Raw genomic sequence first — 3905 nt, 5'->3', positions numbered from 1 at the left:
GATGGTGGCGTCGACGCCGACGAAGTCGAGCACGACCTCGGCCCCCCGCCCGCCCGTGCGCTCGAGGATCTCGGCGGCGGTGCCCTCGTGCACGCCGTCGAGGGCCTCGTCCGCGCCGAGGCTGAGCGCGAGCTCCCGGCGGGCCTCGTTCGGCTCGACGCCGATCACGCGAGCCGCCCCGAGCAGGTGCAGGAACTGGACGGCGTAGCCGCCGAGCCCGCCCGTGCCGAGCACGACCGCGGTCGCGTCGGGAGAGAGCTTCGGCAGCACCCGCTGCACGGCGTGATACGCGGTCGCCCCCGCGTCGGTCAGGGGCGCGGCGAAGGCCGGGTCCAGGTCGCCGATCGGGAGCAGGTGCGCCGCCCGGGACACGATGACGTACACGGCGAGCCCGCCGTCGGCCCCGTAGCCGCGCCCGCCCGGCAGCACGCAGTTTTGGTCGTCCCCGCGCAGGCAGTACCAGCAGACCCCGCAGGGATTCGTCGCGGAGACCGCGACCGCGTCGCCGGGGGCGAAGCCGGTCACGCCGTCCCCGAGCGCCGCGACCGTGCCCGAGATCTCGTGGCCGAGGGTGAAGGGCACGGACCAGCCGAGCATGTTCCCCACCTCCGCCGGGATCTGTTGCATGTTGATGTCGGAGTGGCAGAGGCCGACCGCTGAGACCCGGACGAGCACCTCCCCCGGGCCGGGCTCCGGCACCGGCACGGTGCTGAGCTTCGGTGTGCCCTGCCAGCTCGGCAGCTGATACGCGGTCATGGTCGTCATGGTGTCCCCCTTCGGAACGCAGGTGTCCGGGTCCCCCACCCGGAGCTTCGCGCCCAGGCTAACCCGATCCACAGCCAGCGTCCACCCCGGTTTCGGGTGCCCGGGCGGGCTAGCTCGCGGAGGGGGCTCCGGGGGCCAGCTCCGGGACCGGGAGACCGAAGACCTCCGCGAGCGCGAGCCGCGCGGAGAGATACCCGGACATGCCGTGCACCCCGGGGCCGGGGGGCGTGGAGGAGCTTGCGAGAAAGAGGCCGGGGGCGGGGGTGCGCCAGGGCTGCGGGCTGAGCACGGGCCGCGCGAGCAGCTGGGCGAGGGAGACGGCCCCGGAGGCGATGTCGCCGCCCACGTAGTTCGCGTTGTGCTCCCCCAGCCGGTCGGCGGTCGTGACGGACACGGCCCGGATCCGGTCGCGAAAGCCGGGGGCGAAGCGCTCGATCTGCGCGATCACGGCCTCCCGCACGTCGCGCGAGGAGCCAGCGGGCACGTGGGCGTAGCTCCAGATCGCGTGGCTGCCTGCCGGGTTCCGCCCCGGATCGAAGCCGTCGGTCTGGGCCAGCAGGACAAAGGGTCGCTGGGCGTGCTCCCCGCGCAGCACCCGGTTCTCCGCGTCGCGCACCTCTGCCGCGGTGCCGCCCAGGTGCACGGTCGGGGCCGCGTGCATGCGCTCGTCGCGCCACGGCACCGGGCCGTCGAGCACGAAGTCCACCTTGCAGGAGCCCGGTCCGTAGCGGAACCGCTCCAGGCGACGCCGGTACCCGGCGGGGAGGGCCTCCCCCGCGATCCGGGCGAGCGCGCGGGCCGAGGTGTCAAAGATCACCGCGTCGAAGCCGCCGCGATCGCGAAGCCCGTCGAGCGACGCGATCCGGGTGTCCGTCTCGATGCGGCCGCCGTGCGCGAGGAGGTCGTCCGCGAGCGCGGCCGAGATCACCCGAGAGCCGCCAACGGGGACGGGCCAGCCGCCCGCGTGCGCGAGCGCCGCGAGCACGACGCCGACGCCCGCGGATCCGAGGGAGGGCATCCGGGCGATGGAGTGCGCGGCGACCCCCTCGATCATCGCGTGCGCCGCGGGCTCCCGGAAGCGGAGCCCGGAGGCCACGGTGCCCCGCTCGAGCACCCGGAGGCCGAGGGCGGCGAAGGCGAGCGGGTCGCGGGGAACGCGGAGCATGGAGCCGCCCTGGGCGGCGTCGACGACCCCGTCGATCCGGCGCAGCACGGGCCGAAACAGGCGGCGGAAGGCCGGGCCGTCCGCGCCGAGCTCCGCCGCGGTCCGGTCCAGGTCGCGATAGGCGATCCCGCCGCGCCCGTCGGCGGGATCGAGCGGGTGCCCGTAGGAGGCCTCGGGGACGACCAGCTCGATCCGCTCGCTCAGGCCGAAGGCGCGAAAGAACGGGGAGGCGAGCGCCATCGGGTGGATCGCCGAACAGACGTCGTGCAGCACCCCGGGCAGGGTGGTTTCTTCCGTTCGGGTGCCGCCGCCGATGGTGGCCTCGGCCTCGAACACGGTGACGGGCACCCCGGCGCGCGCCAGCGTCACCGCCGCCGCGAGCCCGTTCGGACCAGAGCCGACGACCGCGGCCCCGCGGCTCCCGGCCGGTGTCCGGCTGCCCGGCTTCCCCCCGCGCCCGGTCATGGCGTCGCGGGTCCGCCCTGCGGCGGCGCGCTTCCCGCGGCCTGCGGCTCCGCCGCGCTCTCGGGGGGCAGCGCGGCCGGGCCGGAGGCGTCGAGCGAGGAGACGCGCTCCCCCGCGAGCCCGGCGGCGCCGACCTCGCCAACGGCGACGAGGGTCATGGGCCGGGCGGCGAGCATCGCGGCGACCTCGCGCACCTCGTCCTGGGTCACCTCGTGGAAGCGGCGCACGGACTCGTCCAGGCCGATCAGCTCGCCCGTGCCCAGCTCGGAGCGGGCGAGCCGCCCCATCCGGGTCTCGGAGTCTTCAAGCGCGAGCGCGGAGGACCCGGCGATCTGGCCGAGCACGCGGTCACGCTCCTCGTCGGTGATCCCGTCCGCCGCGAGCGCGGCCAGCTCGGAACGGAGCAGCTCGATCACCTGCCCCGCCTTCTGGGGGGCGCACCCCGCGTACATGCCGAAGAGGCCCGCGTCCGAGTAGCTCGCGCCGAAGGCGTAGGTGGAGTAGGCGAGCCCGCGCTTCTCGCGGATCTCCTGAAAGAGTCGGCTCGACATGCCGCCGCCGAGCACCGAATTCATCAGGCCAAAGGCAAAGCGGCGCTCGTCGCCCTGGGGCAGCCCCTCGCCGCCCAGGAGCAGGTTTACCTGGCCGCCCGGCCGCTCCAGCAGGGCGTCGCCGAGCCCCTCGAGGCGCGGGCCGCTGAGCCGAGACCGGCGCGGGGCGGGCGAGGCCAGCCCGCCGGTCGACCAGCGGTCGAGGCCGGAGCCCTCCAGCGCGGCGAGCACGCCCGCCACGATGGCGTCGTGATCGACGGCCCCCGCCGCCGTGACGACGAGCGTGTTCGGGCGGTACCGCTCGGAGTAGTACCCGACCACGTCGTCGCGGCGGGCGCGACGGATCGTCTCGGGGGTGCCGCCGATCGGGCGACCCAGCGGGTGCGCGCCGAAGACGCGCTGGAAGAACAGCTCCTGCGCGACGTCGCCAGGGTCGTCCGCGGCCATCGCGAGCTCCTCCAGGATCACCTCGCGCTCGTTCTCGAACTCCTCCGCGTCGATCAGGGAGGAGGTGACCATGTCGCCGAGCGCCGCGACGGCGTCGTCAATGTCCGCGTCGCGCACCTTCGCGTAGTAGCAGGTGTACTCCTTCGCGGTGAGGGCGTTGTGCTCGGCCCCGATCCGGTCGAAGGCGATCGCGATCTCGTGCGCGCTCCGGCCCGGGGTGCCCTTGAAGAGCAGGTGTTCCAGGAAGTGGGTGGAGCCGAGGCTCGCGGGGGCCTCGGGCTGTTCGCCCTGCTCATCCCGCGATCCCAGGCCGACCCAGAAGCCGATCGTGGCGCTGCGCGCGCCCGGCATGTGCTCGGTCAGGACCCGAAGGCCGCTCGGGTGGACGGTGCGCCGGATCCGGCTGCCCGCCAGATCCACGTCGAGTTCGGGGGTGTCAAGAGGAAGTCCAAGGCGATCAGTCACCCGCCCAGCATAGACGAGCCGCCCGTGAGCGCCCCGGAAGTCCGCCT

Annotated in this window: 3 protein-coding genes; all 3 read right to left on the bottom strand. The window is 74.7% G+C overall.

The genetic code is table 11. From position 1 onward, the window contains the following. The coding region (locus tag OOT08_RS14570) for an alcohol dehydrogenase catalytic domain-containing protein (protein ID WP_325093511.1) at positions 1-765 on the bottom strand (765 nt) is incomplete at its 3' end. 109 nt (positions 766-874) lie between these two features. Then, complete coding sequence (locus tag OOT08_RS14565; protein ID WP_325093509.1) at positions 875-2395, bottom strand: phytoene desaturase family protein; 1521 nt, start codon at positions 2393-2395, stop codon at positions 875-877. After that, a partial coding sequence (locus OOT08_RS14560; RefSeq protein ID WP_325093508.1) for a M16 family metallopeptidase occupies positions 2392-3905 on the bottom strand: 1514 nt, incomplete at its 5' end. The genes OOT08_RS14560 and OOT08_RS14565, both read right to left, overlap by 4 nt.

The organism is Leucobacter sp. M11, from assembly GCF_035726885.1.
Classification (GTDB): Bacteria; Actinomycetota; Actinomycetes; order Actinomycetales; family Microbacteriaceae; genus JAPFRB01.
The sequence above is the reverse complement of the archived record's forward strand: the minus strand, read 5'-3'. Positions and strand labels throughout refer to the sequence as shown.

Bases quoted from the DNA above. Each gene is read 5' to 3' on its own strand.
- OOT08_RS14565 (WP_325093509.1), bottom strand. From the start codon at position 2,395: ATGACCGGGCGCGGGGGGAAGCCGGGCAGCCGGACACCGGCCGGGAGC.